Source organism: Micromonospora sp. NPDC002411 (assembly GCF_053592955.1).
This window is the reverse complement of sequence record NZ_JBSFBM010000122.1, coordinates 1-17,900: the sequence shown is the minus strand read 5'-3', so window position 1 is coordinate 17,900 and position 17,900 is coordinate 1. Positions and strand designations below refer to the sequence as shown.

The window sequence follows — 17,900 nt, the reverse complement described above, 5'->3', positions numbered from 1 at the left end:
GCCCCTGCCCGCACAGCACCTTCGGCCTGGGGTCCTGCGCGGTGGCCACGATGGCCGGGACCTCGCCGCCCGGCCCGTTCAGGTGCGGCTCGACCACGTGCAGGACGAACCCGGCGGTGACCGCGGCGTCGAAGGCGTTGCCGCCGCGTTCGAGGATGCCCATCGCCGCCTGGCTGGCGAGCCAGTGCGTCGAGGACACCATGCCGAAGGTGCCCTGCAACGTCGGTCGGGTGGTGAACGTCATGACAACACCTCACTGGTATCTGCGGTGCGAACGTCGGGGCCGGTGCCGTCCGGCCGGACCAGGTGGCAGGCCGCCATGCCGTCGCCGACGGCCGTCTGCGCCGGCACCTCCGTCGCGCACCTGTCGAAGGCGAGCGGGCACCGGGTCCGGAACCGGCAGCCGGACGGTGGGTCGAGCGCGGAGGGCAGGTCGTCGCCGAGCAGCACCGGCTGACGCTGCCGTTGGCGCACCGGGTCGGCCACCGGCGCGGCGGACAGCAGAGCCTGGGTGTACGGGTGGGCGGGCCGGGCGAAGATCCGCTCGCGGGTGCCCTTCTCGACGAGTTGGCCCAGGTACATGACGGCGATCTCGTCGGCCAGGTACTCGACGGCGGACAGGTCGTGGGTGATGAAGAGGCAGGCGAACCCGATGTCGCGTTGCAGGTCGGCGAGGAGGTTGAGCACCGACGCCTGCACCGACACGTCGAGCGCGCTCGTGGGTTCGTCGGCGATGAGCAGCATCGGTTCGGAGATCAGCGCCCGGGCGATGCTGACCCGTTGGCGTTGCCCACCGGACAGCTCGTGGGGATAGCGACGTGCCACCTCGGCGCGCAGGCCCACCCGTTCGAGCTGCGGAGCGACGCGGGCGTCCCGTTCGCGTCGGGAGAGCCGCCTGCCGGCCAGCCGCAGCGGCTCGGCCACGATCTCGCCGACCAGCATGCGTGGGTCCAGTGACGCGGCCGGGTCCTGGAAGACGATCGACACCGCGCCACGGTGCGGGCGCAGCCGCCGTCGGGACAGGTGGGTGACGTCGGCCCCGGCGATCCGGACCGTTCCCCCGGTGGGCTCGACCAGCCGCACCACGCATCGGCCCACTGTCGACTTCCCGGAGCCGCTCTCCCCCACCAGTGCGGTGACCCGACCCCTCGGGATGGTCAGGGACACCCCGTCGACAGCCCGGACCGGGCCGAAGTGCATCACCAGGTCCTCGATCTCCAGGGCGTTCGGCTGTGGCGTCATCGGGTCGCCTCCTGGGGTGCCGTCGAGCAGGGATGCCAACAGGCCGCCACGTGGCCCTCGCCACCGATGCCCGACAGCGGCGGGGCGGACTCGCGGCAGGTGTCGTCGGCGGCCGGGCAGCGGTCGGCGAAGGTGCACGCGTCGGGTTGCGTCGACAGCACCGGCACCAACCCGGGGATCTCGGTCAACCGGTCCGTGCCGGCGTGCCGCCCTGGCTGCGGTGACGCCGACAGCAGCCCGGCGGTGTACCGGTGCCGAGGGTGTGCGAACAGGTCGTCCACCGGTGCACGCTCCACGACCCGCCCCGCGTACATGACGACGACGCGGTCCGCGATGTCGGCGATCACGCCGAGGTCGTGCGTGATGATGAGGACGCTCGTGCCGAGCCGGTCGCGCAGGTCGCGCAGCACCTGGAGGATGCCGGCCTGGACGGTCACGTCCAGCGCGGTGGTCGGCTCGTCGGCCACCAGCACCTTCGGGCCGCAGGCCACCGCCATTGCGATCATCACGCGTTGCCGCATGCCGCCGGAGAGCTGGTGCGGGTAGGTGTCGACCCGTTGGGTCGCGGCCGGGATACCGACGAGCGTCAGCAGCTCGACGGCGCGAGCCCGCGCGGCCCGTCGGGACATCCGTTCGTGGACCTGGAGCACCTCCCCGATCTGCCGCCCGACGGTGAGCACCGGGTTCAACGACGTCATCGGCTCCTGGAAGATGTAGGCGATCTCCCGGCCGCGTACCCGGCGCAGCGCCGACTCGCGGGCGCCGACCAGTTCGGTGCCGTCGAGGCGTACGGAGCCGGTGATCCGGGCGCTGCCGGGCAGCAGGCCGGCGATGCTCATCGCGGTGACGCTCTTTCCGCACCCGGACTCGCCGACCATTCCGACGATCTCCCCGGGGGCGAGGTTCAGGCTGACGCCGTCCACCGCCGAGACGGTGCCGGTCTCGGTCGGGAAGGACACCGACAGGTCGCGGATCTCCAGCACAGGCGTGGTCATCGGCGGTCTCCCTTCGGGTCGAGGGCGTCCCGCAGGGCGTCACCGAAGACGTTGAACGCCAACGCCAAGCCCATGATCACCACGCCGGGGAAGACGGCCGCCCACGGCGCCCGGGCGGCGAACTGCTGGGCGGTGGCCAGCATGGTGCCCAGGCTGGGCGCCGGTGGTTGGATGCCGAGGCCGAGGAAGGACAGCACCGCCTCGCCGAGGATCGCGGCCGGGATGGCGACGGTGGCCTGCACCAGGATCACCGACGTCGCGTTCGGCAGGATGTGCCGGGTCAGCACCCACAGGTCACTGGCCCCGTCCACCACGGCCGCCGCGACGAAGTCCAACGACTTGAGGCGCAGCGTGTCCGAGCGGACGACCCGGATCACCCCGGGGATCTGGGCGATGCCGATGGCCACCGCCGCGTTGCCGAGGCTGGCGCCCCGGATGGCCGCCAACCCCACCGCCATGATCAGGAACGGGAAGGCGAGCAGCAGGTCGGTGAAGCGCGAGATGACCGCGTCCCAGGCGCGGAAGTAGCCGGCCGCCAGCCCGAGCGGCACCCCGATGACCAGGGAGGTGGCCACCGCCAGGAGCCCCACCTGCAACGACGCCCGGGCGCCGAGCATGATGCGGGAGAGGACGTCCCGACCGAGGTCGTCGGTGCCGAGCACGTGCCCGGCGGTGCCGGGGGGTGCGAGAGTACGGGCGAAGTCGGTCTCGTCGACGGAGTACGGCGCGATCCACGGCGAGAGCAGCGCGATGACCGCCGCGAGCGCGAGCACGACGAAACTGACCACCGCGAGGGGGTTGCGGCGCAGCCGCCGCAGCACCCGCGTACGCCTGGTGACGCCGACGGCGGTCTCCGCCATCGGTACGGTGAGGACGGTCATGCCGGATCTCCCGTCACCCGGATGCGGGGGTCGATGACCGAGTAGAGCAGGTCCACCAGGAAGTTGATCACGATGTAGGCGGTCGCGGTGAGCAGGACGACGGCCTGGATCACCGGGTAGTCCCGTTGGAACACCGCGTCGATGGTCATCTTGCCGAAGCCCGGCAGCCCGAAGATCTGTTCGGTGACCACAGCGCCCGAGATCAGCCCTCCGAGTTGGAGACCCACGACGGTCACCACCACGATGAGGCTGTTGCGCAGCGCGTGCCGGGTGATGACGGCACGCGGTCGCAGGCCCTTCGCCTTCGCGGTGCGCACGTAGTCCGACGAGAGCGAGTCCAGCATCGCCGAGCGGGTCTGCCGCATGATGATGGCGGCGAGGCCGGTCCCGAGGATCACCGCCGGCAGGACGATGTGGTGCAGGTTGTCCACGGGGTCCTCCAGGATCGGCACGAAGCCGGAGGCGGGGAACAGCCCGGTCGCCACGGACAGGTAGAGGATCGCGAGCAGCCCCAGCCAGAAGTGCGGCACCGACAGGCCGATCAGGGCCAGGCCGTTGGCGAGCCATTCCGCCGGTCGCCCGCGACGTACCGCCGCGAGCACGCCGGCGCCGACCCCGAGCGCCGAGGCGATGAGGATCGCCAGGACGGACAACTCGACGGTCACCGGCAGGGCGGTCGTGAGCATCGACGAGACCGGCGTGCCGGTACGGATCGACACCCCGAAGTCGCCCTGCGCCATGCGCTCCACGTACTGCGCGAACTGGACCGGCAGCGGTTGGTCCAGCCCGTAGTGGCGGCGGATCGCCTCCAGCGCCTCCGGTGAGCGGTCCTCGCCGGCCAGGGCGAGGGCCGGGTCACCGGGGAGCGCCCGTACGCCGACGAAGACCACGACCGTCGACAGCAGCAGGGTCAGCGCCGACTGCCAGGCGCGGGTCAGCAGATATCGGGCCACGGTGACCTACTTGGCGAAGCCGGCGAAGCCCGCCCGGAGCACACCGTCCGGGAAGACTTGGAGGCCCTGGATCTGCTTGCTGACGGCGGTCAGGTTCCGCTGCCGGTAGAGGTAGATCAGCGCGTCGTCCTGCTGGAGCAGTGTGACCGCCTGCCCGTACAGCTTCTTGCGCTCCTCGACGTCGCCTGCCTGGCGGGCCTGGGTCAGCAGTGTGTCGAGCTGCGGGTTGCTGTAGCCGGCGACGTTCTGGCTGGCCCCGGTGCCGACGAAGTTCGTGATGTTGGCGTCCGGGTCGATCCGCCCGCTCCAGCCGAGCTGCAACAGCTCGAAGTTGCCGCGGTCCTGCTCGTCGAGGAGCGACGAGTACTCGACTGGGTTGATCTTCAGGTCGAACCCGCCGTCCTTGACCATGGACTGCAACGCCTGCGCGAGCCGCAGCGTGTCGGGGGTGTTGGAGGCGAGCATCGTCACCGTGTACGGCGTCTGCACGCCCGCCTCGGTGAGCAACTGCTTGGCCTTGGCGGGGTCGTGCGCCGGGCAGGTCTGCGCCTCGGGCGACGAGAACGGGCTCGCGGGCGAGATCGGCGAGCAGGCGGCGGCGTGCAGACCGTTGAAGACCGCGTCGACGAGCGCCTTACGGTCGATGGCGTGCTCGAAGGCCTGCCGTACCTTGGCGTTCTGCGCGAGGGGGCGGTTGATGGGCTTGGGCGCGGTGCCGACGCCGTCGACGTTGCCGACGTTGATGGTCAGGCCCTGGTAGCCGAGGGACTGCGACTGCAGGACGGAGATCGCGGCGTCCTGCCGCAGGGCGGCGAAGTCCTGGGTGGACACGCTGTCGGCGACCTGCACGTCGCCGGAGCGCAGGTTGGCGGCGCGGATGCTCGCGTCGGTGAGGATCCGCCACGAGATGGCGTCGAGGTGCACCTTGGCCGCGTCGTAGTAGTTCGGGTCCTTCACGACGTCGATCGAGTTCTGGGGCACCCGCTTGGCGAACTTGAAGGGGCCGACGCAGACCGGTGCGGAGGCGAAGTCGTCACCCAGGCTCTGCAGCGCCTTGGCGCTCATGATCATGCCGGCCCGGTCGGCCAGGGCGCCCAGCAGCGGCGCGAACGGTTGCTTCAACCGGAGGACGACGGTCTGTGCGTCGGGGGTGTCGACGCCGTCGATGGGACCGAGTTCGCTCTTGCGCGCCGACCGGGCGTTGGTGAGGTGGCGTTGCACTGTGGCCTTCACGGCGGCGGAGTCGAACGGCGTCCCGTCCGCGAAGCGCACACCCGGGCGCAGCGGGATGGTCACCGTCCGGCCGTCGCCGCTCGTCGTGGGCAGCGCGGTCGCGAGCTGCGGTACGACCTGCGCCTTCTCGTCGACGTCGTAGAGCTTCTGGCACATCGCCTGGAAGACGTAGCGGGAGTAGAGGCTTCTCGACAGCGTCGGGTCCAACGCGTCGGGCTCGGCGGAGAGGGCGATGACCAACTTGCCGCCCTGCTTCACGGCGGCGGGGTCGGCCGGCGTACCGAAGGAGTCCTGGCCTGCCGACTGGTTGCCGCCGGACTGGTCGCCGCCGCCGCTGTCCGACACAGGTGAGCAGGCGACGACCGCGCAGACGACGGTGGCCGCCGCGACCGCGGCCCGGAGCACACGGCTCGTTTCGCTGACGGAGAGGTTCGTCATGGAGAGCTCCTCGAATGGGCGATTCGGGGAGCGTATGTTGTATACGATGAGCGCCGCAAGACCTCCGTGAACGGCTTTCCGGGCCGGCCAAACCCCCGGCGCGCCGACGTCGGTCAGGTCGCCGGCCGGGCCCGGCCGCCCCGCACGAGGCTGAGCAGGACGACCAACGCGAGCACCGCCACCACCGCGCTGAAGATCTCGCCGGCGGGCTGCAGCCCGATCGTCTGGATCAGCAGGCCGACCCCGACGGCGGGCACGCCGAGCATCGCGAACAGGATCGCGAAGAAGGTCGACACCGCCTCGGCCTGATGCTGCGGCGGCGTCTTCATCGTGATCGTCGCGACGCCGTCGCCGACCGCCACCCCGGACGCGACCCCGATGACCGCCGCGCTGACGAAGAGCGTCGCCAGCAGGGCCATCCACATGCTGAACGCGAGCAGGCCGGCCCCCACGACCAGACCGACGCAGGCGTAGGCGAGTGCGGCGCGCGAGGAGAGAACGCGGGTCAGCAACTGACCGAACGCGGCACCGGCGAAGGCCACGAAGACCACGAGCGCCGCCAGGGTGTGCGACCTCTCGTGCAGGACCATGCCGAGGAACAACCCGGTCACCGACGTGAGCACCCCGAGAGCCGCGAAGCCCGCCCCGGCGGTGATCGCCGAGCGGACGAAGTCGCCCCGGATGGCCGCCGGCACCGACAACCGTTGCACCCGGAGGGTCACCGGTGACCGATCCCGCACCGTCTCCGGCACACCGCGCAACGCGATGATCGCGACGACGGCCAGGACCAGCACGATCACCCAGGGCAGCCGGAGCGGATCCGGGGCCACGTCCGACACGATCCCGGACAGCAGGGTGCCGGTCGCGAGCCCACCGAGGTTCGCGAAGATCGATACGGTGGCGGCGCGTTTCGGATGCCGACGGTCGATCAGCTCCGCCAGCGCCGCGGTCGCCGCGCCGATGATCAGCGCGGCGGAGAGACCGGCGATGATCCGGCCCACGACGATCATCGCCAGGTCCACGGCGAACAGGAAGACGGCGTCGGCGGCGACGGACAGGCCCAGCGCGATGAGGATGACCGGACGGCGGCCGATCTGGTCGGAGAGCCGACCGAAGACCAGCAGCCCGACGACCACGCCCAACGCGTACAACGCGTAGACCACCGTCACGGTCAACGACGAGAACCCGAACTCCATCTCGTAGAGCGGATAGAGCGGGGTCGGCACTGTGGTGCCCACGAGCGTGATCCAGAACGCGAACGCGACCCGTACCGCGCCGGACGGGGAACCGGACCGTGTCACCCGTACAGCATGGGTGTCGGTAGCGGGCCGAGGTGCGGTAACGACCCAAACACCCTCATCAGGTGGCCGAACCGGCGCGACGCGGTGGGAGGCGACGATCGGGGCGTCGCCTCCCACCGCGAGTTCCTAGCTGACCGCCGAGTTGTACGCCTGCGCCGTCACCCGCGCCTGGCGGGGCAGGCCCGGCCGCGCGGGCCAGGAGACCCGCACCTCGCGGGTCTCCCCCGGCAGGAGCCAGAAGTAGTTGTCGTCGAAGCGGGCCGGCAGAACCCTCTCGCCACGCTGGTCGCGCACGGCGAGCCGCACCAACGCGGCGACGGTACGGCCCTGGTTGCGGACCGTCGTGGTGACGGTGTTCCGGCCGTCCACGACACGTACGGTGCCCGACGACGTCGACAGGCGGGTGCTCGGCACATCGTTGAGCGCCCGCATCTGCTCGGCCTTGTCGTAGCGCCAGTAGGTGTTCTCCGTGAGCAGCCGGTCACGGCTGTCGCGCAGCTCCAGGCGGACCAGGTGCAGCCCGCCACCGTTCGGCGCGGCGAGCGGGAAGACCGCCGTCGTGGCCGAACGCGCCACGTCCACCCGCTGCCGCTGCGGCGTACCCAACGACCGGCCGCTCAGGTCGTACCGCCGGGCGGTGACCGTCACGCCGGTGACCGCCGCCGCGGTGTGGTTGACCACCCGGACCTGCCAGGTGCCCGGGTCGGCCTGCACGTGCAGCGGCTCGCAGCCCTTGCGGGCCCCGTAGTAGGCGCCGTTCACGTCGAGGTCGTAGTCGTAGGTCTGCCAGACCGTGCTGTGCCACGCCGGGTGCGACATCCACAGCAGCAGGCCTGTGGCGTCCTGCCACAGGTTGGCGTTCCACGCCTCGAACATGGCGCGGTGGCTCTCGTAGTTGACGAACTGCGCCCGGGTGGCGAACTCGTCGAGCGAGTCGGACTCGCCGAGCCGCGCGTCGATGGCCGCCTGGTACGTGCCGACGCGCTGGTTACCGATGGTCGACCAGTCGTGGTAGTTCCACACCTCGCTGATCGGCCACTCCTTCGCATCGCCGACGAGGTTGCGCATGCTCTCCGCCACCGACACGACCGGCATGCCGATCTCGGTGTGGAAGCCGAAGGAGTCGGCCTCGTACATCGTCACGTCGGTGTAGGTGTTCGGGTCGACCCAGTGGTACGGCCCGCGTCCGCTCACGATGCCGCTGGCGGAGTTGGGGATGTAGAGGATCTCCGGGTGCTCGGTGCTGACGGCCTGCTTGAGGCCGGCGTCGACGATCGGCGGCGGGTCACCCTCGTTGGCGCCGCACCACACCACGATGCTGGGGTGGTGACGGAACCGCCGGATCGTGTCGGCGGCGATGTCCACGTAGCCGGGCGGGTTGGGCAGGAACCCGCCGGCCTGCCAGAAGTCGTTCCAGACCAGGATGCCCTGCTCGTCGCAGGCCTGGTACAGCTCCTCGCGGTTGCTGCTGCCGAGCCAGTTGCGGATCATCGTGAAGTTCATGTCGCGGTGCATCTCGACGGTGTCGGCCAGCCGGTCGGGCAGCACCCGACGCAACAGCTCGTCCCAGCCCCAGTTGCCGCCCCGGGCGAACACCGGCACACCGTTGACACTGATCTTCAGCTCGGTGATCTTGTTGCTGACCGACTTCACGTCGGTCCACGACTGCCCGTCGTTCGAGACCTGGATGACGAAGTCGCGGGCGTACGCCTGCTCCCAGACGATGGTGACCTGGTCGAAGGTGATCGGTGCGCCCAGGTCGACCTGGATGTACTGGTTGTCCTCGAACGTCGACGACCAGCGGGTCCGTGGGTTGCCGTCGACGGCTCGGTCCGGGCCGTTGGAGTCGCCGTCCGACGACGACGCGCTGGCGACCTTGCCCAGGGCCAGGTCCACGTCCGGCTCGGCCTGCCGCTGCACTGAGAGCGTCCACATGGACACGCCCCACGAGGTCACCCGCGCACCGGTCTGGATGCGCAGGTGCCGGGCGGTCTGGCTGGCGAACGTCTCGACCTGGTTGGCGCGGCTGCCCAGCGGGGTGTCGTTGCTGACCGACGTCACGTCGGTCCAGGCGCCGCCGTCGGCGGAGACCTGGACGCGGTAGTCCAGCGCGTATGCCTGCTCCCAGACGATGGTGACCCGGTCGAAGTCGACGGCCGCGCCGAGGTCGACCTGGATCCACTGGTCGTCCTCGGCCTTCGAGGCCCAGCGGGTCGCCGCGTCGCCGTCGACGGCCTTGGCGGCCACGTTGGTGTCGTTCTCCGCCGACGAGGCGGTCGCGTCGCGGCGCAGGGCGAGGTCCGGACCGGTGCCGTCGGCCACCGACAGCGTGTACATCGAGATGCCCCAGCCGGTCGCACGTTGGCCGGCCTGGATGCGTACGTGCCGGGCGTGCTGCCGGTCGAACGTGACGGTCTGCGTGGCCGCCCCGTCGACGAACTCCAGGGCGGGCTTGCCCGGCGGCGAGATCACGATCGGCTGGTGCCAGTCGTAGGCGAACTGTCGGACACCGAAGCGCAGCTCACGCCGGTCGCTGACGGTGCGCTTGACGGTGGCGGTGAGCGTGAGGTCGTACAGGTGGGGGTCGCCGTAGCCGTTGGGCCACCACAGCCGGGGCTTGCGCAGGCGCAACGCGGGGTGGCGCTCCGGCGCGAAGGTGACAGTGGTGCTTCCGTTGGCGGGAAGTGTGACCGTTGACTCGACGCGTACCTTGTCGAACTCGGCGCGGACGGTGACAGTGGCGGCGGTGGCCGTCGCGTTGCGGACCGGCACCCGGATGGTGACCTCGGCGACGCTGGTGTCCGGCAGGTCCGGCAGCGTGGTCTGCACGTGCGGGTCGCCGACGACCACGGCACCGGTGCTGCGCAGCCGGACGTGGTCCCAGAGGCCGGTGACCCGGTCGCGGACGGCGGGCATCCAGTCCCATCCGGACACCGCGAGGTAGGTCGGCGCGTCGAGGTAGTGGTGGGCCGACTGGAGGAAGGTACGGCCGTCGGCACCCTTGTCACCGGGGGTGCCCTGGTGCGGCATCGGAGTGACCCGGACGGCGAGGACGTGCTCGCCGCGGTGACCGGCGAGGGCGTCGGTGATGTCGAAGGCTGCCCGCGCGAACGGGTGCTTGACGCTGCCGACCTGCACGCCGTTGACCCAGGCGGTCGCCTCGTGGTTGATGCCGTCGAACTCGAGCCAGATCCGCCGACCGGCCGACGTGTCCAGCTCGCGGGGCAACCGCAGGGCGCGCCGGTACCACCAGGTGTGCCGGGACAACGCCTCCGGGATGCGCATGTTGTTGAAGCCGGACACCGGGTCGGGCAGGTGCCCCTGCTCGACCAGGGTGCCCAGCACGGTGCCGGGCACGGTCGCCGGCAGCCAGGACCGGACGTCGACGCCCGCTCGGGAGAGTTCGGCGCCGTCGGCGGTGCCCGCGAAGTCGTCCATCGTCAACGACCAGCCGGACTCCAGCGGCACCGTGCCGTCGGCGGCGACCGTGAGCGCGGGAGCCGGGCCGGTGTTGCCGTCCTCCCAGCTGGTCCAGCCCTCGGCCTTCGGCCGTCCCGCCAGGGGCACGCCGTAGACCTGGAAACCGTTGAGGCCCAGCGGGTTGCTGTTCGAACGCTTCGTGGCCGTCATGCGGATCCACCGGGCGGTGACCGGCTCGCCCAGCTTGATCGCCTGTACGCCGCCCTGGCCCTCGGTGGTCTCGTACACCGACTTCCAGGTGCGGCCGTCGGTGGAGACCTCGATCCGGTACGACGTGGCGGCGCTGGAGAGGATTTCGTCGCCGTCGGTTTCGGTGTAGTTGCCGTCGAACGGCCCGTCGGCGAGCGTGGCCTCGAAGACCAGGGTGACCGCCTCGACCCGGCAGAGCGCCTGCAAGTCCACGGAAATCCATTGTGGATCGGCGTTACCGGCCGCCCGCCACCCACTCCCCCGGACGCCGACCTGCGGCAGGCCGTCCACCGCGAAGGTCGCGGGCGTCGGCGCGTAGTCGGTCGAGGAGACCGCGACCGGACGGTACCGGGCGAGGTCGGTGGCCTGCGGGGTGGCAGGCGGCGTCGCCGGAGCGGCGGCTGCGACGGCGTCCGGTAGGACCGCGGCCACCCCGACCGACGCCAGCAACGTGGCTCCGGCGGAGAGGAAGGAACGCCGCGACAGGGGCGATTGCTCGGACATTGTGCCTCCAGACGTGACAACGTTGTCAGACGAGGGTCTCTGACAACGTTGTCAGATCGTGGCCGCATGTTTCGCCAGAGTCAAGAGTCCGAGTCGATCGTGATGCCAGAAAACGGCCCGCGACTGTTCCACTTCAGAGTGTGAAGGGGGTGCGGGCGACCGGTCGCCGCCCGCACCCGACGGCCGTCACTCCGGGTACGAGGGCCCCGGCTCGGTGCGCAGCATCCGCTTGAGCATGCGGTTCGCCGCCCTCATGTCGTCGCTGATCAGCTGGGTCCGCACCGTCCCCTTGCCGGTCAACTTGCCACCCACCTCGAACACCGCCGTCTCGCCCGGCAACGGCACCGCCTGGCAACCGGTGTACGTCTCGGAGGGAAGGCGCCCGTCCAGCAGGTAGGCGTACACCGGGTCGTCCACGCACGACGTGTAGTACGGGAAGACACCGTGGCTGCCCTCGTTGTCGACGCTGATCATCGATGCACCGGGAAGCTTCTTCGACGCCGCCAGCGCGCCCTCGTACGCCGTGGCCACGTCGAGCTCGTCCTGCAGCATCAGCACCCGGGGGAACGTCTTGCGGTCGAACTTCGGCATCCGGTTGCTCGTCGGCCAGTACGCGCAGGCCGGCGGGTTCTGCAGGTACGGGGCGACAAGCGGCGCGTCCCGGGTGAGGCGCCGGCTGAACGCGTTCCAGTGCGCGATGCTGTCGTTCCACTGCCCGTCCTGACAGCGGATCACCTCGAAGACGTAGTCGATGTCGTACGTGTACTCGTCCGTGCCCTGGGCCAGCAGTGCCCGGTCACGCTGAGTCTTCAGGGCCGCCTCGGCGCCGACCCGGGACTGCTCGATGTACGCCCGGTCGTCGGCGGTGACCCCCGGTGCGGTGAGCATCTTGGCCGTCGCGGCGCTGAGAATCCGCTCCGGCGTCCAGCCGTTCCACTCCTCGTAGTACTGGATCACCGTGTTCACCGCCGCCGCGGCCGTCGGGTAGTTCTGGGTGTCGTAGAGAGCGCCGAGGATGAACCAGCCGAACATGAACGGCCCCATGCCGACGCGGGTGCCGCCGGCCCGCTCGAACATCTCACGGATCTTCATCGGGTCGGTGCCCCGGCCGTACAGGTCGTCGTGGCGGGCCATGTACGGCAGCAACTGCTCCTGGAACGCCCGGTCCCGGGTGAACGGTTGCAGGTCCCAGGTCTCCTGCAGGGTGGGTGAGCCGACCGCGGCCACCGAGTCGAGCACCATCCGGTTGGTCCGGCTTCCGAACGTCGCCGCGTACCAGGTGCCCAACCAGGTGCCGTACGAGTAGCCGAGGTAGTTGAGCTTCTGCTCCCCGAGCAGCACCCGGATGAAGTCCATGTCGTAGGTGGTCTGCTCGGTGGTGATGAATGTCGTCAGCTCGGTGCTGCGGCAGCCGGCCACGTTGGCCTGGGTGATCAGGTCGTTGGTGTTGTCGGTGTCGCGGTACGTGACGGTGCAGAGCAGCGGGGTGCTCTGCCCGACGCCGCGCGGGTCGAAACCGATCACGTCGTAGTGCTCGGCGAGGGCGGGCGCGGACCGCGCCACGTACGGCGCCAACGACAGGCCACTGCCACCGGGTCCACCCGGGTTGACCAGCAGGATGCCCTTGCGGTCGCTGCCGGAGGCGGCGGTGCGGCTGATCCGGACCTGGATCGTCCTGCCGTCGCCCGGGTTGTGCCAGTCGCGCGGCACGGTGATGGTCGCGCAGGTCAGCCGCAGCCGCGTCTCGTCCTCGGGGCTGACGTCGGCCAACCCGCACGGCTCCCAGGAGGGCCGCTGGCTGGCGAGGGATGCCGCCAGGGCGGCCGTGTCCGGCTCGGTGGCCTTGGCCGCGGCGGCCGGGGTCCCGGCCGCACCGCTGGTCAGAGCCGCCGCGACCAGGGTCACAGCGAGCAGGGCGGCCGGCCGGCGCACGCGGCGTGGGTGGCGCGACCCGGTCGTGGGAAGGGGCATCGTCCCGTCCTCTCATGGAGCGGATGATCGAATGGCCTTCACCCTGGCTCAGGAGTGTTTCGCCGCCACGGTCCGGCGATGACGAAGACCGGCCATGGCGGAATCCGGCCAGTCACAGCCAGCCGCGGCGAGTGGCCTGTACGCCGAGTTGGAACCTGCTGCGCGCGCCGAGCAACTCCTGCAGGCGACTGACCCGGCGGTGCACGGTGCGGTTGCTGATGCCGAGGTCACGGGCAATGGCGTCGTCGGTCAGGCCCGCGGTGAGCAGCGCGAGCAGCCGCTGCGTGGCGGCGGTCGGCTCGGCGTCCGGTTGGGCGGTGTCGGCGGTGGCGTGGATCGGCGCGCCGAGCCGCCAGAACACCTCGAACAGCTCGGACAGCCCGTCCAGCAGGCGGGAGCGGTGCACCAGCATCGCGTCGGCGTCGTCACCGCCGGCGCGCGGCAGGATGACGAGGCCACGGTCGGCGTCGACGAGCATCATCTTCAGGGGAAGCTCGGGGAAGACCCGCGCCTGCTCGCCGGCAGCGACCGCGGAGCGCACCGCCGCGAGCATCGCCTCGTCGTGCAACAGCTCGCCCTCGTAGACGCAGCGGTAGCGCAGGCCGCGCCGCAGCGCGTCGTACTGCACCTCCTCCGGGACCCGGGCGGTGTCGCGCAGGTACGGCCCGCGTTCCAGGCCCCGCACCTCGGTGCGGGCTCCGGCCTGCAACTGGCGAAACAGCTCGCGGACGGCGCCCTTTCCCTCGATGACCTCGACGAACGCGGCGCCGGTGCCGTGCACCGCTGTGTAGAGCCCGGACAGCGTCTCTGCGGCGGCGCGAGCACGGGTGGCCTCCATCTCCCGCTGCGCGGCCCAGTTCTCCAGGGCGGTACGCGGCGGTCGGACGTGCAGCACGCCGGCGGTGTCCCGGTGCACCGCCCCGCTGCTCAGCAACCCTGCGAGCACCCGAGCGGCCTGCGGCGACGCGGCGGACAGGAAGTCCCGCTGCGCCACGGGCGCCACCCGCAGAAGATCGCGGTAGACGTCTGCGGCGTCGGGCGTGACTGGGAGCGATTCCACGTCGAGGGCGGGGGCCACGACGAGGGGATCGGTCCGCATGCCGGCGATCGTAGAGCCCGTCGGTGTCCGGGGTCCACGCCGCCGAAAACGCGGACGCCGTCGACCGAACGGCCGTATCGATCGTGGTCAGCTCGTCGGCGGGCCCTCGCGGTGCTCGTGTTCCCGACGGTGGTACTCGGGGCGGAGCTTCGCGGCGGCGAACGCCCCCTTCACCGCTGCCGAGAGCGCGACGATGTCGTACGCGCCGTGGTGGCGCCGGCCGTTGATGAAGAAGGTCGGGGTGCCGGTGACGCCGCTGAGGTCGGCGGATTCGACGTCCTCGGCCACCCGGTCCACGCCCATCCGCTTGACCATGTGCTCCCGGAACATGTCGAGATCCAGGCCGAGCCGCTCGGCGTAACCCAGCAGGTCGGTGGGGTTGAGCGCGTCCTGGTGGGTGAGGAGCAGGTCGTGCATCTCCCAGAACGCGCCCTGCTCCCCCGCGGCCTCGGCGGCCTCGGCGGCGAGTTGGGCGTGCGGATGGACGTCGGTGAGCGGCAGGTGTCGCCAGACGTAGCGGACGTTGGCGAAGTCGGCCAGCATCTCCCGCACCACCGGCTCAGCCTGCCCGCAGTAGGGGCACTCGAAGTCGCCGTACTCCACGACCGTCACCGGCGCGTCGAGCGCCCCGCGCATGTGGTCGCGCCCCGACTCGACAGCAAGCTTCAGGTCGACGATGGCCTCGGTGACGCCGAGCAGGGCGCGCGCACGTCGCGACGGCGAGAGGCGGGCGACAGCACGGAACACCAGCCAGGTCACGGCGGACGCGCCGACCGTCGCGACCAGGATGCCGAACTTCGCCTCGTCCAGCGCCGGGCCGTGCAGCGCGTGGGTGGCGATCAGGAGGGCGACGGTGAACCCGATACCGGAGACTGTGCCGACGCCCGCCACGGCCACCCAGCCGACGGGTGGCCGGAACCGGTTCCCGCTCAGCCGGGCCACCAGCCACGAGGTGGCCACGATCCCGGCCGGCTTGCCGACGATGTACGCCGCCACGACGCCGAGCGTCACCGGCGAGGTCACGGCCCTGGACAGCAGCTCGCCGTCGAGGACGATCCCGACGTTCGCCAGGGCGAACAGCGGCACGACCACGTAACTCGCCCACGGGTGGTAAATGGTCTGCAGCCGCTCGTTCGGCGACAGCGCCGAGGTGAGACCAGCGTGGGCCATCCGGGCGAGCTGCGGGGTGGGCTGTTCCCGGAAGAGGCGGAACTGGTCGCTCGCGCGCTGCAGCTCGTCCCGCCCGGGGGCGTACGCGTAGGTCAGCAGCCCCATCACCAGGCCCACCACTACCGGGTCGACACCGGACTCCGAGACCGCGACCCAGGCCGCCACCCCCAACAGCGCGTAGACCGGCCCGAACCGCACGCCCCACGCCCGGACGAGCAGCACGACACCGAAGATCACCGCCGCGACGAGCAACGCCGTGGGCGAGGGGTGATCCGGGTACGCGATGGCCAGCACCGCGATCGCGACCAGGTCGTCGACGACGGCGACGGTCAGCAGGAAACTCCGCAGCCGGTCCGAGAAGCGGGGCCCGAAGACCGCGAGCGCGCCGAGCGCGAGCGCCGTGTCGGTGGCCATCACCGCGCCCCAGCCGGCGGCGGTGGTCTGCCCCGCGTTGATCGCGAGATAGATGCCGATCGGCAGGAGCATGCCACCGAACCCGGCCAGCATCGGCAACGCCAGTCGCCGCCGCTCCCGCAGCTCGCCGATGTCGAACTCGCGACGCAACTCCAACCCCGCGACCAGGAAGAAAAACGTCATCAACCCGCTGTTGACCCAGGTTCGCAGGTCGTGCGACACCGGCCAGTCGCCGAGCCGGACCGAGAAGGTGGTGCTCCAGACCGACTCGTACGACGACGAGTGCAGGTTCGCCCACACGAGGGCCACCACCGCCGCGACCACCACCACCCGCGCGCCGCCGGTCTCGGTGCGCAGGAACGCGCGCAGCGGAGCGTTGAGCCGCCCCTCCCAGGCGGTCCGGGTGATCATCACCCGGCGCGGGTTGTCGCTCGTCACGGGACAATCTTCGTTGACCCGACCGTCACGCGGTCCGAATTGAGGCACATCACCGACCGGCCGCCGTGGGGCGGGAAAGCTCTACTCCTCCTCGGCGAACACGACCGCACGGCGCCGGCGGATCGCCGGGAGGACGGTGACGACGAGCGCGGCAACGGCCAGGGCCAGGAGCACCGCCGAGATTGGTCGGGTCACGAAGACCGACGGGTCGCCACGGGAGATGATGAGCGCGCGTCGCAGGTTCTCCTCGAGCAACGGGCCGAGGACGAAGCCGAGCAGCAGCGGCGCCGGCTCGCAACCGCACTTGATCAGCAGGTAGCCCAGGCCCCCGAAGAACGCGATCGCGTAGACGTCGTACGCGTTGAAGTTCAGCGAGTAGGTGCCGATCGCGGCGAACAGGATGATCATCGGGAACAGCACCTGGTACGGGATGCGCAGCATGCGCACCCACAGGCCGATCAGCGGCAGGTTCAGCAGCAGCAGGATCACGTTGCCGATCCACATGGACGCGATCAGGCCCCAGAACAGCGCCGGTTCGTCGTTGATGACGTTCGGGCCGGGGGTGATGCCGTGCACGATGAACGCGCCGATCATCAGTGCCATGACCGGGTGGGCGGGCAGACCCAGGGTGAGCAGTGGGATGAACGACGTCTGCGCGGCGGCGTTGTTCGCCGACTCGGGGCCGGCGACCCCCTCGATCGCACCGTGCCCGAACTCCTGAGGACGCTTCGAGATCCGCTTCTCGACGGCGTACGAGGTGAACGAGGCGAGCACGTGGCCCCCGCCGGGCAGGACACCGAGCGCGGCGCCGAGACCGGTGCCCCGCGCGATCGGGGCGACGATCCGACGTCGGTCCTCGCGGGTCGGCCAGAGGTTGGTCACCCGGTTGACGATCGCCGTACGGGTCTGCTCGTTCTCCAGGTTGCGCAGGATCTCGGCCACCCCGAACAGGCCCACGGCGACCGACACGAAGTCGATGCCGCCGTACAACTCCCGCTGCTCGAAGACGAACCGGGGCGTCCCGGTGTAGATGTCCTGGCCGACAGTGCCGAGCAGCACGCCGAGCGCGATCATCGCCAGGGCCTTGAGGGCCGTGCCCCGGGCCAGTGCGATCGACACGATCAGGCCGAACAGCACGAGCGAGAAGTAGTCGGCCGGGCCGAACTTCAAGGCGACGCTGGCCAGCGGTGGAGCAGCGGCGGCGAGCGCCACCGTGGCGACCGTACCCGCGACGAAGGACCCGATCGCCGCGGCCGCGAGGGCCGGTCCGGCCCGGCCCTGGCGGGCCATCTCGTGCCCGTCCAGCGCGGTGACCGCCGCAGACGACTCACCGGGCAGGTTGATGAGGATGGCGGTCGTCGAACCGCCGTACTGTGCGCCGTAGTAGATGCCGGCCAGCATGATCAGCGCCGTCACCGGCTCGAAGCTGAAGGTGATCGGCAGCAGCATCGCGACCGTCGCGGTCGGCCCGATGCCGGGCAGGACGCCCACCGCGGTGCCGAGCAGCACTCCCACGAAGCAGTAGAGGACGTTCTGGACCAGGAGGGCCGTCGAGAAGCCCAGCGCGAGGTTGTCGAGGAGTTCCATGCCTC

The 17,900-nt window shown here is 70.8% G+C and carries 12 protein-coding genes; all 12 read right to left on the bottom strand.

The window, feature by feature from the left end; translation table 11 throughout:
• On the bottom strand, positions 1-244 hold a 244-nt coding region (locus tag ACWCO3_RS16490; protein ID WP_450010705.1), incomplete at its 3' end, for a gamma-glutamyltransferase.
• Complete coding sequence (locus ACWCO3_RS16485) at positions 241-1,242, bottom strand: ABC transporter ATP-binding protein (protein ID WP_450010704.1); 1,002 nt, start codon at positions 1,240-1,242, stop codon at positions 241-243. The genes ACWCO3_RS16485 and ACWCO3_RS16490, both read right to left, overlap by 4 nt.
• Entirely contained in the window at positions 1,239-2,237 is a 999-nt protein-coding gene (locus ACWCO3_RS16480) for an ABC transporter ATP-binding protein (protein WP_450010702.1), read from the bottom strand. Before ACWCO3_RS16480 ends, ACWCO3_RS16485 begins: the two co-directional genes overlap by 4 nt.
• Positions 2,234-3,118, bottom strand: coding sequence for an ABC transporter permease (locus tag ACWCO3_RS16475; RefSeq protein ID WP_145780693.1), 885 nt, complete (start codon positions 3,116-3,118; stop codon positions 2,234-2,236). The genes ACWCO3_RS16480 and ACWCO3_RS16475 overlap by 4 nt, the downstream gene beginning before the upstream one ends.
• A complete protein-coding gene (locus tag ACWCO3_RS16470; protein WP_145780691.1) occupies positions 3,115-4,071 on the bottom strand; it encodes an ABC transporter permease in 957 nt (318 codons plus the stop codon). Before ACWCO3_RS16470 ends, ACWCO3_RS16475 begins: the two co-directional genes overlap by 4 nt.
• Before the next feature lie 6 nt (positions 4,072-4,077).
• On the bottom strand, positions 4,078-5,742 hold the full coding sequence (locus ACWCO3_RS16465) for an ABC transporter substrate-binding protein (protein WP_145780689.1): 1,665 nt from the start codon (positions 5,740-5,742) through the stop codon (positions 4,078-4,080).
• A gap of 113 nt (positions 5,743-5,855) precedes the next feature.
• Positions 5,856-7,043: an MFS transporter gene (locus ACWCO3_RS16460; RefSeq protein ID WP_450010698.1), complete on the bottom strand. Its 1,188-nt coding sequence runs from the start codon at positions 7,041-7,043 to the stop codon at positions 5,856-5,858.
• Between the two features lie 126 nt (positions 7,044-7,169).
• Positions 7,170-11,216, bottom strand: a complete 4,047-nt coding sequence (locus tag ACWCO3_RS16455; protein ID WP_450010696.1) for a discoidin domain-containing protein — start codon at positions 11,214-11,216, stop codon at positions 7,170-7,172.
• Positions 11,217-11,402: 186 nt separating this feature from the next.
• Positions 11,403-13,187: an alpha/beta hydrolase gene (locus tag ACWCO3_RS16450; RefSeq protein WP_450010694.1), complete on the bottom strand. Its 1,785-nt coding sequence runs from the start codon at positions 13,185-13,187 to the stop codon at positions 11,403-11,405.
• 112 nt (positions 13,188-13,299) lie between these two features.
• Positions 13,300-14,286: a helix-turn-helix transcriptional regulator gene (locus ACWCO3_RS16445; protein WP_145780681.1), complete on the bottom strand. Its 987-nt coding sequence runs from the start codon at positions 14,284-14,286 to the stop codon at positions 13,300-13,302.
• A gap of 87 nt (positions 14,287-14,373) precedes the next feature.
• Complete coding sequence (gene nhaA / locus ACWCO3_RS16440) at positions 14,374-16,308, bottom strand: Na+/H+ antiporter NhaA (RefSeq protein WP_423439045.1); 1,935 nt, start codon at positions 16,306-16,308, stop codon at positions 14,374-14,376.
• Positions 16,309-16,389: 81 nt separating this feature from the next.
• Positions 16,390-17,900 (bottom strand): tripartite tricarboxylate transporter permease (locus ACWCO3_RS16435; protein ID WP_450010691.1); only part of this gene is annotated, 1,511 nt, incomplete at its 5' end.